Below are 12,430 nucleotides of genomic sequence, written 5' to 3'. Positions count from 1 at the left end.
TGGACCTCCCCACCTCAGGAGGTTCTCGTGGCAATCCTGCCCTTCCCCGACGCCGTACGCGATCTGCTCCGACAGCCCAACCCGGCCGTGGTGGCCACGCTCCGTTCCGACGGCCAGCCGGTCTCGGTGGCGACCTGGTACCTGCTCGAGGACGACGACCGGGTGCTGCTCAACATGGACCACACCCGGGTCCGCCTCAACCACCTGCGCGCCGACCCCCGCGTCTCGCTCACGGTCCTGGCCGCAGACAACTGGTACACCCACGTCTCCCTGCTCGGCACCGTGGTCGAGTTCAAGGACGACGAGGACCTGACCGACATCGACCGGCTGAGCACGCACTACGGCGGCTCGCCGTACCCCGACCGCGAGAGCCCGCGCGTCAGCGCCTGGATGCGGGTCGACCGCTGGCACGGCTGGGGCGCCGCCCGCACCGACTGACCCGTCACCAACTGCACGAAATCACCGCTGACCCGTCAGAAAGTTTCTGACGGGTCAGCGGTCGGAGCGGTGAGTTGGGGACGGGTCAGTCGGTGAACGCCTGGGAGGCCGCCTCGACGAAGGCGTCGAGATCGTCGGGGTTGCGGCTGGTGACGAGGGTCCACTCGTTCTCGGTCGAGACCACGGCCTCCTCGTCGACCCAGGAGCCGCCGGCGTTGCGGATGTCGGTCTGCAGCGAGGGGTACGACGTCAGCCGCTTGCCGTCGAGCACGTCGGCCTCGACGAGGGCCCATGGCCCATGGCAGATGGCGGCGATCGGCTTGCCGTCGTCGGCGAACGCCTTCACGAACGCGACCGCGTCGGTGTCCAGACGCAGGGAGTCGGCGTTGGTGGTGCCGCCGGGCAGCACCAGGGCGTCGTAGTCGTCGGCGTCCGCGTCGCTCACCGCGAGCTCGGCCTCGAAGGTGTCGGCCTGCTCAACGTCGTTGGTGAACGCCTGCACCTTGCCTGCCTCGGGCGCGATGAGCGTGGTCTCGGCGCCGGCCGCGCGGAACGCCTCCCAGGGGGTGGTCAGCTCGGGCTGCTCGACACCGGAGTTGTCCAGCAGGAACGCGATCTTCTTGCCTGTCAGGTTTGCGGTCATGACTTCCGGTACCCAGCCCTCGCCGGGCACATGACCCTCACCCGACGTCGATCAGCACCTTGCCGACCACACCGGCCTGGACCGCGTCGTGCGCGGCCGCGGTGTCCTCCAGCGCGAAGTGGTGCAGGGGCACCCCGGCGTCCTCGCCGACGCGCAGCGCACCGGCGGCGACCGCGGACCCGATGTCCTCGGCCGCGGCACGGACCAGCGCACGGTCCAGGGTGTAGAGCAGCAGGAACTGGTAGCTCAGGTTGCGCGAGAACGTCGGGCGGATCTCGATGTCGAACGTCTCCCCGCCGTTGTCGGCGTAGATCGCCACCGTGCCGTGGTTGCGCACGACGGCCAGGTCGAGGGCGTTGTTCTGAGCCGGGGCCACCTCGACGGCCAGGTCGACGCCGTCGGGGGCGATCGCGAGGATCTCGCGCGCCGCGTCACCGGTGCGGTAGTTGACGACGTGGTCGGCCCCCGCCGCGGTCGCGAGCGCCGCCTTCTCGTCGCTGCTGACGGTCGTCACGACTCGCGCGCCCGACCACGTGGCCAGCTGGATCGCCGCGTTGCCCACCGCGCCGGCTCCGCCGGCCACCAGCACCGTGCGTCCCTCGAGCGCCCCGGGCCCGAGCCGCCTCGGCCCGAACTGCATCGAGGTCAGCGCACGGTGCGCCGTCACGGCGGGTACGCCGAGGCTCGCGCCGAGGTCGAAGCCCGCTCCGTCGGGCAGGGGCACGACGAGCTCGGCCGGCTGGACGGTCAGCTCGACGGCCGTGCCGTAGGGGCGGCCGTACTGGGCCAGGATCAGCCAGACCCGGTCCCCGACCGCCAGCCCCTCGACTCCCTCACCCACGGCATCGACGACGCCCGACCCGTCCTGCCCCGGCGCGACCTCGTCGAAGCCCAGCGACGCAGCGGTGCGGAACTTCCAGTCCGTGGGGTTGACGCCGGCGCGGACCAGACGCACCCGCACCTCACCCGGTCCCGGCTCGGGCACCGGTCGATCGACGAGGTGCAGGACGGAGGAGGGACCGGTCTCGGTGTAGACGACTGCGCGCATGTTCACCCCCAAGTCCGCGAGCTCCCGCAATGTTCCCCGCTGTCCCCGCTGACCCGTCAGAAAGTTTCTGACGGGTCGGCGTCAGAGAGCGGCCGCCATGCCGGCGCAGGCCTTGAGCCACGACATCTTGGTGGCCTCGGAGAGCTGGGCGTAGGGGACGATCGAGCCGGCGACGAGTGCGGAGTCGTACGGCACCCGGTAGACCGCGCGGGTGCGCTGCTCGTAGACCTGCACGAGGTCGTGCGCGAGCTTGCTGTCGACCTGCGGGGAGGGGTCCGAGAGCACCGTGACGGCCTTGTACTTCAGGTTCTGCATGCCCGCGTCCTGCAGTGCGTCGAGCATCCACAGCCCGCTGTAGCCGGTGTCCTCGCGCACCGTGCTGGTGACGACGAGCAGGTCCGCGGCGTCGGCGGAGGCCAGCCAGTTCTCGGCGCGCATGTTGTTGCCGGTGTCGACCAGGATCACGCGGTAGAACCGCTCCAGCAGGCGGTGCACGGCGTTGAAGTCGTCCGCGCGGATCGTCCCGGTGACGTCGGGGCGCTCGTCGGAGGCCAGCACGTCGAAGTGCGCGTCGCCCTGGGAGCGCACGAACGCTCCCAGGTCGCCGATGCGCGACTGGTAGACGTCGCTGAACCGCTCCAGGTCCTCCAGCAGCTCACGCGTGGTGTTGCGGTGCGAGCTGCGGGTGCCGCGGATGCCCAGGGTGCCGCGGGTCTCGTTGTTGTCCCACGCCACGACGCCGCCACCGCGCACGGTGCCGAAGGTGTAGCCGGCCGCCAGCACGCCGGTGGTCTTGGCCGCACCGCCCTTGGGGTTGATGAACGCGATCGTGCGCGGGCCGTCGAAGTCGCGCTGGATGGCGCGGCGGTTGTCCTCATACTCCAGCTCGTCCGGGCCCATCTTCGGCGCGATCAGGCCGCCGGTCCACCGGCGCATGCGGCCGCGCCAGCCCCACGTGGCCGGGCCGTGCTCCTTCTCGCTGTCGCGGCGATCCAGGAAGTCGGTGGCCGTCATGAACCGGCGCACCTCCGGGTCGCTGAGGTCGGGCTCCGGCGCGCTGGTGCCGGCGGGGCGGTCCGAGGCAGGGCCCCCGATGGGCGGAGCAGCAGGCGCGCTGTGGTGTCCCGTGGGCGGCGCAGGCGCAGGAGCCGGAGGCGCACTGGTGAACGGCGCAGGGGGCGGTGGCGCGGAGGGCGGCGGTCCGATCGGGGGCGCGCCCAGGGGCGCGGACGCCGGCGGCGGTGCCGGCGGTGCCGGCGGTGCCGCCTGCGCAGGCGGGGCCGGTGGGGCCGGCGGGGCCGACGGGGCCGGAGGCCCGGCCTGGTACGCCGGCAGCGGGTCGGTCAGCGGGTCCGTCAGCGGGTCGCCGTGGACCGCGGGCGCCGGCGCGGCGTTCTGCTGCGCGGTGTAGGCGCTCAGCTCCTCGGGCGTGTAGAGACGGTCGCTGGTGTCGGAGATGTCGTAGTCCTCCGGGACCGGCGGGTCCTGCTGGGTCATCTGGTTCCTCCGTTTCGGGCCGAGGGGTCTCGGGTGAGGCTGGGTGGGGTCAGAGCCGGCAGGCACGGGTCGCGGCTCGGTCGTACTCGTCCCTCGTCACAGATCCGCAGACGTGGGTGCGCGGCCGCTGAGGGACCGACACGGTGCTGAACTTCCCGGTCAGCCGCACGACCTGGCTGCCGTCGTTGTACGGCGCACCGCACCGCGTCGCGGACCAGGAGCCGTGGAGCGCGCCGGCTCCCTGGTACCGCACGAACCGTCGGAACTGGTTCGCCGTGTCGTTGCTGACGTCGTAGGAGAACGGCCCCGACTCCTGGGGCGGGCCGGACCTCGGCCAGGCCGGACCCGCCGCGCCGAGCACCGCGCGGCGCAGCTCCTCGGGGACCTCGCTCGACGAGGAGGTCACCCGCACGGGGGCCAGGTCGTAGCGGCTGAGCATCTCCTTGCCCGAGGCGGCGGTGCCGGGCGACATCTCGTGGGTCGCGGCGTAGAGCACGACGGCGCTCCGCCGGTGGAGCACCGTCTTCTCCTCGGGGCTGAAGCCCGCGACCGTGCACGGTACGGCTTCGCTGCTCGGGGTCGGCGGCTGCGGCGTCTCGGGCGCGGCCTGGGGCTCCCCCGCGTCGCTGCTGCAGGAGCTGACGGAGAGCGCGAGGGCGAGGCCCAGGGCAAGGGCGCGCCACGTCACGGTCATGGGCGAAGTGTGTCCACCCGACCGCCCCTCAAACCACATCGGTCTCAGCTGTCCAACCCGGCGAGCGCGACCTCGATGGCGCGGTGGAACGTCGGGTAGGCGAAGTGCATCGTCCGCAGCGTCGCGAGGGGGATCTCGGCGTGCACGGCGGCCGCCAGGAGACCCAGGACCTCGCCACCGGACGGGGCCACGGCGGAGGCGCCGACGAGCACCCGCCGGTCGGCGTCGCCGACCAGCTTGATGATGCCCTCGTTGCCGACCTGGTGGATCCAGCCGCGGCTGGACTCGGGGATCTGGGCCACGCTGACGACCACGTTCAGCCCTGCCTCGCGGGCCTGTCGCTCGGTCATCCCGACGGAGCCGACCTCGGGGTCGGTGAACGTCACCCTGCTGACGGCGCGGTAGTCGGCCCAGGGACCGTCCTCACCGAGGAGGTCGCGCACGGCGACGGCGGCCTGGTACATCGACACGTGCGTGAACTGGCCCTTGCCGGTGATGTCGCCCACCGCCCACAGTCGCTCCCCCGCCCGCAGCCGCTTGTCGGTCTCGACGACCTTGAGGTCGTCGGCGAGGCCGACCGTCTCCAGACCGATCCCGCTGAGCTGGGTGCGCCTGCCCGCGGCCACGAGCAGCTGGTCGGCGCTCACGACCTCGCCGCCGGCGAGCGCGACCCGGAAGCCGCCGTCGTGGGCGACGCTGTCGATGCGCACCCCCGCACGCACGTCCACGCCCTCGACGGTGAGGACGCCGTGCACGACCTCGCTGCTCTCGGGCTCCTCGGGACCCAGGATCCGGTCGGCCACCTCCAGCAGGGTGACCCGCACGCCGAAGCGCGCGAACGCCTGCGTCAGCTCGCAGCCGATCGGCCCGGCCCCGATGACGACGATCGACTCCGGCAGCTCGGCGAGCCGCACGACCTCCCGGTTGGTCCAGTACGGCGTACCCTCGAGGCCGGCGATGGGCAGCGTGGCGGGGACCGTGCCGACGTTCAGGATGACGCCTCGCGCGGCCACCAGCTCGTGCGTGGACCCGTCGGTGCCCGTGACCAGCACCCGGCCCGGGCCGTCCAGCCGACCGGTGCCGCGCAGGATCTCGACGCCGGCGTCGGTCAGGCGCTCGACGTGGGAGCTGTCGTCCCAGTGGTTGGTGGCCTGCTTGTCGATGCGCTCGGCGACCAGCCGCCAGTCCGGCGTCACCTCGACCTCGCCCCCGAGGGTGACGGCACGCCGCGCCTCGGCGAGCGAGTCGGCGGCCCGGATCATCATCTTCGAGGGGATGCAGCCGTAGAACGGGCACTCCCCACCGACCAGCCCCTTGTCGACGCCCACGACCCGCAGGCCGGCCTCGGCGAGCTTCTGGGCGGCGTACTCCCCGCCGGGCCCGAGCCCGAGCACGACGACATCGACCTCGGTGGCAGCCATGCGCTCAGCCTGCCATGCGAGTCAACGTCAGCTGGGCGAGTCCTGCTTGGCCCGCGCGAACGCGAAGAGCCCGTAGGCGGCGATGCCGAGCGCCACGAGCGTGAGCAGCACCGGCCCGAACGGCTGGTCCAGCACCTCGACCAGGGCCTGGTCCAGGCCGCCGGACTTCTGGGGCTCGTGCGTGGCGGCGGCGTAGACGAAGAGCCCGCCGACCACGCCGATCGCGACCCCCTTGGCGGCGTAGCCGGACTTGCCGAACCACTTGAACGCCGTGCCGGTGTTGCCGGTCTGGTCCTCGCCGTCGATCTTCTTCAAGAAGCGCTCCGACCAGGCCGTGTAGATCAGCCAGGCGCCGTAGCCGATGACGGCGAGGCCGGCGGCGCCGACGAGCAGCTGCCCTCCGGTGACATCCATGACCTTGGCGGTGGTGGAGTCGGTCCCACCGCCCTTGCCGCCGCCGGAGCCGGTGGCCACCCGCACCGCGCTGATGCCCACGGCGATGTACAGGATGGCCTTGCCGACTCCCACCGCCCCTGCCTTGAGGCGGTCGGAGTCGTCGTCGGTGGCGTGCCCGAGGATTCCGTCGAGGATCCGCCAGATGGCCAGCAGGAACATCCCGATCGCCACCGCCCAGACCAGGAAGCCGCCCAGCGGCTGCTCCGACAGCTCCTGCACGGCGCCGCTGCTCGAGGCCTCGCCCGAGCGGTCACCGAAGGCGAGCTGCAGCGCCAGCCAGCCGACCATGAGGTGGACGACCCCGTAGGCCACCAGCCCGATGCGTCCCGCAGTGTCCATGGCGTCGTGTCGGTCGGCGTTCATGGACCGCAGCATGTCAGGCCGAGCGGCTGCGTTGAATAGCGCCCAGGATCCCGTTGACGAACGGCGGCGACTCGTCGGTCGAGAGCTCACGGACCAGCGCCATCGCCTCGGAGACCGCGACGGTGTCGGGCACGTCCTCGGCGTACAGCATCTCCCAGACTCCCAGCCGCAGGACGTTGCGGTCGACGGCCGGCATCCGGTCTAGCGTCCAGGCCTCCGAGTAGGTCGCCAGCAGCTCGTCGATCTCGCTCTGGTGCGCCACCACGCCGCGCACCAGGGTGGCGGTGTAGTCGTTGGTCGGGCCTTCGCCGTCGGCGATGGCGCGGTCGAGCGCCTCGGTGGGCGACTCCCCGCGCATCTCCGAGGCGTACAGCAGGTCGAGAGCGCGCTTGCGGGCCTTGGACCGGGCCCCCATCAGACGACCGCCATCAGGACTTGACGCGACCCAGGTACGACGAGTCGCGGGTGTCGACCTTGACCTTCTCGCCCTGGTTGATGAAGAGCGGGACCTGGATCTCGTGGCCGGTCTCGAGCGTCGCGGGCTTGGTGCGGCCGGTCGCGCTGTCGCCGGCGAGGCCGGGCTCGGTGAACGTGATGACCAGCTCCACCGACGCGGGCAGCTCGACGAAGAGCACCCGGCCCTCGTTGGTCGCCACGATGGCCTCCTGGTTCTCCAGGAGGAAGTTGGCGCCGTCGCCCAGCACCTCGGGCGGGACCTCGATCTGGTCGTAGGTGCCGGTGTCCATGAACACGAACGACGTGCCGTCGTTGTAGAGGTACTGCATCGTGCGGCGGTCGACCGTGGCGGTCTCGACCTTGGTGCCGGCGTTGAAGGTCTTGTCGACGTTCTTGCCCGACTCGACGTTGCGGAGCTTGGTCCGCACGAACGCGGGGCCCTTGCCCGGCTTCACGTGCTGGAAGTCGACGACAGCCCAGAGCTGACCGTCGATGTTGAGCACCATGCCGTTCTTGAGGTCGTTGGTCGATGCCATGCGCGCGTGTCAGCCTTCGCTCGGGGGTTCGGTACGCCGCCCGGAGATCTCGCGGGCAACAGCCGACGAGTCTAGTGGTTCCCCGTCACCCCTCCTATCGGAGCCCCGCCGTCCATCCCGCTCAGCCCCGCGCGACGACCTCGAGCGCGAGGCGATAGCCGTCGATGCCGTGCCCCGCGATGACCTCCACCGCGTAGGGAGTCACCACGGAGGTGTGCCGGAACTCCTCCGGGCGCTGAAGCGGGTCGGAGATGTGCACCTCGACGAGCGGCGCGGTGAGCTGGGCGCACGCGTCGAGGAGCGCGTAGGAGTAGTGCGTCCACGCGGCGGCGTTGAGGACGACGGCGTCCCCGTCGTCGGCCGCGGTGTTGAGCCAGTCGAGCATCACGCCCTCGTGGTTGGTCTGGCGGACCTCGACCTCGAGGCCCAGCGCCGCACCCCAGGCCAGGCACTGCTCGGCCAGCTGGGCGTGCGTGGTGGTGCCGTAGATCTCGGGCTGGCGCCGTCCCAGCCGTCCCAGGTTGGGGCCGTTGAGCACCAGCGTCCTCACGACCGGCCGCCGGTGACCACGTCGTAGGCCGCGCGCAGGTCCTGCTCCGAGGGGCCGGCCAGGACGACCGGCCTCCCGATGTCCTCGAGCACGACGAACCGCAGCTGCGAGCCGCGCGCCTTCTTGTCGACCGCCATGGTGGCCAGGAGCTCGTCGAAGTCGCCGCCACCGTAGGTCGTCGGCAGCCCGACCCGTGCGAAGGCGGTGTGGTGGCGGTCGGCGACCTCGGGGGCCAGGATCCCCGCGGCGCGGGCGAGCTCGGCGACGTAGACGCAGCCGATCGCGACCGCCTCGCCGTGCCGGATGGCGTAGTCCTCGGCGCGCTCGATGCCGTGGGCGAGGGTGTGCCCGTAGTTGAGCGCCTCGCGCCCCGGGTGGCCTTCGGTCCCGCCGGTCTCGCGCAGGTCGGCGACGACGATGTCGATCTTCACCGCGATCGCCCGCTCGACCAGCTCGCGCAGCACCTCGGAGCCGGGCGTCAGCGCCGCCGGATCGGTCGTCTCCACCAGCCGCAGGATCTCGGGGTCGGCGATGAAGCCGCACTTGACCACCTCACCCAGCCCGGCGACGAGCTCCTCGCGCGGCAGCGACTCCAGGAGCCGCAGGTCGCACAGGACGCCGGCGGGTTCGTGGAACGCACCGACGAGGTTCTTGCCGGCGCCGGTGTTGATGCCGGTCTTGCCGCCGACGGCGGCGTCGACCATTGCCAGGAGCGTGGTGGGCACGTGGACGACGCGGACTCCGCGCAGCCAGCTCGCGGCCACGAAGCCGCCGAGGTCGGTCGTGGCGCCGCCGCCGAAGGTGACCACCGCGTCCGAGCGGGTGAAGCCGGCCTCGCCGAGCGCCTCCCAGCAGTCGTTGGCGACCGAGGCGGTCTTGGCGCGCTCCCCCTCCGGCAGGCCGAGCACGAGCACGTCGTACTCCTCGCGCAGCGCGTCGAGCACCGGCTGCGCGTGCTCGACGAGCTCCCCGGCGCAGAGCAGGGCGACCCGCTGCACCTCCTCGCCCAGGATGGCGGGGAGCCGTCCGGCGAGGTCCGCGCCGACCACGACGTCGTACGGCGAGGCGCCGCCGACGTGGAGGACGCGGTCGCTGGTGGTGGCGCTCATGGCAGGGCCTTCTCGATCTCGGCGACGATGTCCTCGGGAGTGCGCTCATCGGTGTCGACGGTGAGGTCGGCGACGGCGGCGTAGACCGGCGCGCGCTCGTCGAGCAGCGCCTTGATCCGCGAGCGGACGTTGCCGAGCAGCAGCGGGCGTCCGGTGCCCAGGCCCACACGTTTGACGGCCTCGGCCAGCCCGACCCGCAGGAAGACGACCCGGTGGTCGACCAGGAGCTCGCGGGTCTCGGGGTCGAGCACCGCTCCCCCGCCGAGCGACACGACCCCGTCGTGCTCGGCCAGCACCTCGCGGACGGCGGCCCGCTCGAGCTCACGGAAGTGATCCTCGCCGGAGTCGACGAAGATGTCGGAGATCGAGCGCCCTTCGCGGGCCTCGATCTCGGAGTCGACGTCGCGGACGGTCACCCCGAGCGCCTCGGCGAGCAGGGGCGCGACAGTCGACTTGCCCGACCCCATGGGCCCGACCAGGACGACGCTCACCGGAACCTCAGCGTCTCGAGGTAGCTCGCGACGTTGCGGCGGGTCTCCTGCACCGAGTCGCCGCCGAACTTCTCCACGACGGCGTCGGCCAGCACCAGCGCCACCATGGCCTCCGCGACGATCCCCGCGGCGGGGACCGCGCACACGTCGGAGCGCTGGTGGTGCGCCACGGACGCCTCCCCGGTCGCGACGTCGACGGTGCGCAGCGCACGCGGCACGGTGGCGATCGGCTTCATCGCCGCGCGCACGCGCAGCACCTCGCCGGTGGTCATGCCGCCCTCGGTGCCACCGGAGCGGCCCGACGTACGCCGGATGCCCTCCTCGGTCGGCACGATCTCGTCGTGGGCCAGCGAGCCCGGCGTGGCCGCGAGCGCGAAGCCGTCCCCGACCTCGACGCCCTTGATCGCCTGGATCCCCATGAGCGCCCCGGCCAGGCGGGAGTCGAGACGGCGGTCCCAGTGGACGTGCGAGCCGAGGCCCGGCGGCAGCCCGTGCACGACGACCTCGACGACCCCGCCGAGCGTGTCGCCGTCCTTGTGGGCCTGGTCGATGGCGGCCACCATGCCGGCGGACGTCTCGGGGTCCAGGCAGCGCACCGGGTCCTCGTCGAGGCGCGCCACGTCGTCGGCCTCGGGCCACAACCCGTCGGGAGCGCGGACACCGCCGAGCTCGATGACGTGCGAGACGATGCGGGCTCCGGTGGCCTGCTCGAGGAAGTTGCTCGCGACCCGACCGAGCGCCACGCGCGCCGCGGTCTCGCGGGCGGAGGCCCGCTCCAGGATCGGGCGGGCGTCGTCGAAGTCGTACTTCTGCATGCCGGCCAGGTCGGCGTGGCCCGGGCGGGGCCGGGTCAGCGGGGCGTTGCGGGCCATGGCCTCGAGCTCGACGGGGTCCACCGGGTCGGCGGACATGACCTTCTCCCACTTGGGCCACTCGGTGTTGCCCACCTGCAGGGCGACCGGACCGCCCTGGGTGAGCCCGTGGCGCACCCCTCCGGTGAGCGTGACCTGGTCCTGCTCGAACTTCATCCGAGCGCCGCGGCCGTAGCCGAGGCGTCGCCGGGCCAGGGAGTCGGCGATGTCGTCGGAGGTCACCCGGACATGGGCGGGCAGCCCCTCGAGGATCGCGACCAGGGAGGGGCCGTGGGACTCGCCCGCGGTGAGCCAACGCAGCATGGGGTCAGTCTTTCATTGACGACCCCGACGCCCGCGCCGGTCACCCCCCGACGAGACTGCGGAGCACCCGGTCGCCCACGGCGACGCCGACGAGGGCGCCCACGAGCATGAACGGCCCGAACGGGAAGGCGCGGCGCTCCACGACCCGCAGCAGCGCCAGCAGACCCCCGCCGACCCCGCCGAGCAGGAAGCCGGCGTACATCCCGACGACCAGCTCGCCCCAGCCCAGGTAGCCCAGCGCGATCCCGAGGACGCCCGAGAGCCGCACGTCCCCGTAGCCGAGCCCGCGCGGGTGCACGAACCACAGCAGCAGGAACGAGCCGCCGCTGATGGCCCACCCCCAGCCGGCCCGCGCCAGGTCGTCGACGTCCCCGGTGACGGCGGTGGCCACCGCCACGAGCGCGACGGTGAGGACGTACGCCGGCGCGATCACCCGCGTGGGCAGCAGCCGCGTGCGCCAGTCGATGACCGCCAGCGCGACGCCGATCGGGACCAGCGGCACCAGGTAGAGCAGCGGCCACTGCGCGCCCACCGCTGCCCCGATCACCGCGCCGGCGACGGCGGAGGCGAGCGCGGCCCTGCCGGCCAGGCCGGGGCGGTCCCCGATGGCCGCGTAGGTCTCCTTGGGCGCTGCGTCGTCGGCGACGGCCGGCTCGGGCACCCGGCGCACCAGCTCCGGCACGAGCAGCCCGAGGACACCGCAGGCGGCCATCGCCAGGAGCAGGCCCGCGGGGACCTCGCTCACGCGCTGGACCGCTGGGCCAGCTCCCGCTCTCCCGCGGCGCGCATCGCGTCGAGCGGGGCCGGCCGTCCGGTGAAGAGCTCGAACTGCACGGCCGCCTGGTGCACGAGCAGGTCGAGGCCGCCGACCAGCGGTCGCGACCCGGCGCTGGCCGCGAGCGGGGTCGGCCACGGGTCGTAGAGCACCTCGAACAACACCGGGATCCCCGCGGCTCGCCCCACGAGCTCTGGCGTCTGGGCCCCGGCGGGGATGGTCGAGACCAGCACGTCGCCGGTCGGTACGTCGTCGAGCGAGCCGACCCGCACCTCGGGGGCGGTCGGGTGCCTGCCGATCGCGTCGAGCGTCTCCTGCGCCCGCTCCGGCGACCGGGCGAGCACCGTCACCGTGCCGGCTCCCAGCTCACACAGGGCCAGGCCCGTGGACGCGGCCGTCGCGCCGCCGCCGAGCACGGTGCCGGCCCGTACCGGACCGTCGTACCGCTCCCGGACGGCGGCCACGGCGCCGGGCAGGTCGGTGTTGTCCGCCGAGATCCGGCCGTCACCGAGCACCAACGTGTTGGCGGCACCGACCAGCCGCGCCCGCTCGGTGACCTCGTCGGCCAGTCCCATGGCCTCCCGCTTGAGCGGCATCGTCAGCGAGAGCCCGCGCCAGCCCGCCTCCGGGCGCAGCTGCGCCGCGAGCTCGCCGAGCCCCACCCGCACCGCGTCGTAGGTCCAGTCGAGACCCAGCGCCTCGTAGCCGGCCCGGTGCAGCACCGGCGACAGCGAGTGGGCGATCGGGTCGCCCAGGACGGCACACCTCATGACGGCGG

Annotated in this window: 15 protein-coding genes; 1 reads left to right on the top strand and 14 read right to left on the bottom strand. The window is 72.8% G+C overall.

All coding sequences use genetic code 11. The annotated features are described in order from the left end of the window. The first annotated feature begins 27 nt into the window (after window positions 1-27). Window positions 28-438 carry a PPOX class F420-dependent oxidoreductase gene (locus LQ940_RS09670; protein ID WP_231243796.1) on the top strand — a complete coding sequence of 137 codons (411 nt, stop codon included), beginning with the start codon at window positions 28-30 and terminating at the stop codon, window positions 436-438. Window positions 439-523: 85 nt separating this feature from the next. On the opposite strand, the gene LQ940_RS09665 is transcribed toward LQ940_RS09670, so the two are convergent. From LQ940_RS09665 to LQ940_RS09600, 14 genes are all read right to left on the bottom strand, one after another. Further along, window positions 524-1,081, bottom strand: a complete 558-nt coding sequence (locus LQ940_RS09665; RefSeq protein WP_231243795.1) for a type 1 glutamine amidotransferase domain-containing protein — start codon at window positions 1,079-1,081, stop codon at window positions 524-526. A gap of 37 nt (window positions 1,082-1,118) precedes the next feature. After that, the gene (locus LQ940_RS09660; protein ID WP_231243794.1) at window positions 1,119-2,129 is read right to left on the bottom strand and encodes an NADPH:quinone reductase; all 1,011 of its coding nucleotides are present in this window, start codon (window positions 2,127-2,129) and stop codon (window positions 1,119-1,121) included. Between the two features lie 81 nt (window positions 2,130-2,210). Next, entirely contained in the window at window positions 2,211-3,626 is a 1,416-nt protein-coding gene (locus tag LQ940_RS09655) for a MinD/ParA family ATP-binding protein (RefSeq protein WP_231243793.1), read from the bottom strand. Between the two features lie 49 nt (window positions 3,627-3,675). Then, window positions 3,676-4,320, bottom strand: a complete 645-nt coding sequence (locus tag LQ940_RS09650) for a hypothetical protein (RefSeq protein ID WP_231243792.1) — start codon at window positions 4,318-4,320, stop codon at window positions 3,676-3,678. Window positions 4,321-4,364: 44 nt separating this feature from the next. After that, window positions 4,365-5,741 carry a dihydrolipoyl dehydrogenase family protein gene (locus LQ940_RS09645; RefSeq protein ID WP_231243791.1) on the bottom strand — a complete coding sequence of 459 codons (1,377 nt, stop codon included), beginning with the start codon at window positions 5,739-5,741 and terminating at the stop codon, window positions 4,365-4,367. Window positions 5,742-5,768: 27 nt separating this feature from the next. Beyond that, window positions 5,769-6,560: a DUF1206 domain-containing protein gene (locus LQ940_RS09640; protein WP_231243790.1), complete on the bottom strand. Its 792-nt coding sequence runs from the start codon at window positions 6,558-6,560 to the stop codon at window positions 5,769-5,771. Between the two features lie 13 nt (window positions 6,561-6,573). Next, window positions 6,574-6,975 carry a transcription antitermination factor NusB gene (nusB, locus tag LQ940_RS09635; RefSeq protein ID WP_231243789.1) on the bottom strand — a complete coding sequence of 134 codons (402 nt, stop codon included), beginning with the start codon at window positions 6,973-6,975 and terminating at the stop codon, window positions 6,574-6,576. Window positions 6,976-6,988: 13 nt separating this feature from the next. After that, on the bottom strand, window positions 6,989-7,552 hold the full coding sequence (efp, locus tag LQ940_RS09630) for an elongation factor P (protein WP_231243788.1): 564 nt from the start codon (window positions 7,550-7,552) through the stop codon (window positions 6,989-6,991). A 121-nt stretch (window positions 7,553-7,673) separates the two neighbouring features. After that, entirely contained in the window at window positions 7,674-8,102 is a 429-nt protein-coding gene (locus tag LQ940_RS09625) for a type II 3-dehydroquinate dehydratase (RefSeq protein ID WP_231243787.1), read from the bottom strand. Beyond that, window positions 8,099-9,211, bottom strand: a complete 1,113-nt coding sequence (gene aroB, locus LQ940_RS09620) for a 3-dehydroquinate synthase (protein WP_231243786.1) — start codon at window positions 9,209-9,211, stop codon at window positions 8,099-8,101. The genes LQ940_RS09625 and aroB overlap by 4 nt, the downstream gene beginning before the upstream one ends. Then, a complete protein-coding gene (locus tag LQ940_RS09615) occupies window positions 9,208-9,702 on the bottom strand; it encodes a shikimate kinase (RefSeq protein ID WP_442939784.1) in 495 nt (164 codons plus the stop codon). The genes aroB and LQ940_RS09615 overlap by 4 nt, the downstream gene beginning before the upstream one ends. Next, complete coding sequence (gene aroC, locus LQ940_RS09610; protein ID WP_231243785.1) at window positions 9,699-10,877, bottom strand: chorismate synthase; 1,179 nt, start codon at window positions 10,875-10,877, stop codon at window positions 9,699-9,701. Before aroC ends, LQ940_RS09615 begins: the two co-directional genes overlap by 4 nt. Before the next feature lie 40 nt (window positions 10,878-10,917). Next, window positions 10,918-11,622, bottom strand: a complete 705-nt coding sequence (locus tag LQ940_RS09605; protein ID WP_231243784.1) for a prepilin peptidase — start codon at window positions 11,620-11,622, stop codon at window positions 10,918-10,920. Continuing rightward, entirely contained in the window at window positions 11,619-12,422 is an 804-nt protein-coding gene (locus tag LQ940_RS09600; protein WP_231243783.1) for a shikimate dehydrogenase, read from the bottom strand. The genes LQ940_RS09605 and LQ940_RS09600 overlap by 4 nt, the downstream gene beginning before the upstream one ends. Window positions 12,423-12,430: the final 8 nt, after the last annotated feature.

It is taken from the genome of Nocardioides sp. cx-173 (assembly GCF_021117365.1).
Classification (GTDB): Bacteria; Actinomycetota; Actinomycetes; order Propionibacteriales; family Nocardioidaceae; genus Nocardioides.
This window is presented reverse-complemented; position numbering and strand designations above follow the sequence as displayed.

Bases quoted from the DNA above. Each gene is read 5' to 3' on its own strand.
- LQ940_RS09665 (WP_231243795.1), bottom strand. From the start codon at position 1,081: ATGACCGCAAACCTGACAGGCAAGAAGATCGCGTTCCTGCTGGACAAC.
- LQ940_RS09660 (WP_231243794.1), bottom strand. From the start codon at position 2,129: ATGCGCGCAGTCGTCTACACCGAGACCGGTCCCTCCTCCGTCCTGCAC.
- LQ940_RS09655 (WP_231243793.1), bottom strand. From the start codon at position 3,626: ATGACCCAGCAGGACCCGCCGGTCCCGGAGGACTACGACATCTCCGAC.
- LQ940_RS09650 (WP_231243792.1), bottom strand. From the start codon at position 4,320: ATGACCGTGACGTGGCGCGCCCTTGCCCTGGGCCTCGCCCTCGCGCTC.
- LQ940_RS09645 (WP_231243791.1), bottom strand. From the start codon at position 5,741: ATGGCTGCCACCGAGGTCGATGTCGTCGTGCTCGGGCTCGGGCCCGGC.
- LQ940_RS09640 (WP_231243790.1), bottom strand. From the start codon at position 6,560: ATGAACGCCGACCGACACGACGCCATGGACACTGCGGGACGCATCGGG.
- nusB (WP_231243789.1), bottom strand. From the start codon at position 6,975: ATGGGGGCCCGGTCCAAGGCCCGCAAGCGCGCTCTCGACCTGCTGTAC.
- efp (WP_231243788.1), bottom strand. From the start codon at position 7,552: ATGGCATCGACCAACGACCTCAAGAACGGCATGGTGCTCAACATCGAC.
- aroB (WP_231243786.1), bottom strand. From the start codon at position 9,211: ATGAGCGCCACCACCAGCGACCGCGTCCTCCACGTCGGCGGCGCCTCG.
- aroC (WP_231243785.1), bottom strand. From the start codon at position 10,877: ATGCTGCGTTGGCTCACCGCGGGCGAGTCCCACGGCCCCTCCCTGGTC.
- LQ940_RS09600 (WP_231243783.1), bottom strand. From the start codon at position 12,422: ATGAGGTGTGCCGTCCTGGGCGACCCGATCGCCCACTCGCTGTCGCCG.